Origin of the sequence: Rhodococcus sp. 852002-51564_SCH6189132-a (assembly GCF_001665495.1) — a bacterium.
In the GTDB taxonomy this organism is placed as follows: domain Bacteria; phylum Actinomycetota; class Actinomycetes; order Mycobacteriales; family Mycobacteriaceae; genus Rhodococcus; species Rhodococcus pyridinivorans.
The window spans coordinates 1-887 of the sequence record NZ_LZMJ01000030.1; the positions used below are offsets into that span (position 1 = coordinate 1).

Genomic DNA, 887 nt, shown 5'->3' on the forward strand with positions numbered 1-887 from the left:
GGGGTGGTGGGCTGGGGCGTGTGTATCCTCTCCCGGGGGGGGCGGCGGGGGGGGGGGCCCCTGGCCGAGGTGTCGACCCCGGGGTTCCGCCACACCGGGGGGGGCGGGCGGGAGCGGCGGGGTCGCGGCCACCGTCGCACAGGAAGTGAGTAGTGCTCATGAAACTTGCGGTCATCCCCGGTGACGGCATCGGTGTCGAGGTCACGGCGGAAGCTCTCAAGGTGCTCCGCGCCCTCGTCCCGGATCTCGAGACCACCGAGTACGACCTCGGTGCCCGCCGGTACAACGCGACCGGCGAACTCCTGCCCGATGCCGATCTCGCCGCGATCCGCGAGCACGACGCGATCCTCCTCGGTGCCATCGGCGATCCGTCGGTCACGCCGGGCGTCCTCGAACGCGGTCTCCTCCTGAACATGCGGTTCGCACTCGACCACCACGTCAACCTGCGGCCGTCGCGCCTGTACCCGGGCTCGAAGTCGCCGCTCGCCGCCGACCACGAGATCGACTTCGTCGTCGTCCGCGAGGGCACCGAGGGCCCGTACACCGGCAACGGGGGAGCGATCCGCGTCGGCACCCCGCACGAGATCGCCACCGAGGTCTCGGTGAACACCTGGTTCGGAGCCGAGCGCGTGGTCCGCTACGCCTTCGAGCTCGCGCAGACCCGCCGCAAGCACGTCACGCTCATCCACAAGACGAACGTGCTGTCGAACGCCGGCGCCATCTGGACCCGCGCCGTCGAGACCGTCGGCAAGGAGTTCCCTGAGGTCACCACGGCCTACTGTCACATCGACGCCGCGACCATCTACATGGTCGACGACCCGTCGCGCTTCGACGTCATCGTCACCGACAACCTGTTCGGCGACATCATCACCGACCTCGCCGGCGCC

1 protein-coding gene is annotated in these 887 nt (G+C 70.0%); it reads left to right on the forward strand.

Features of this window, described 5'->3' with window-relative positions; genetic code table 11:
• Positions 1-158 precede the first annotated feature (158 nt).
• A partial coding sequence (locus A5767_RS06065) for a 3-isopropylmalate dehydrogenase (protein WP_064851912.1) occupies positions 159-887 on the forward strand: 729 nt, incomplete at its 3' end.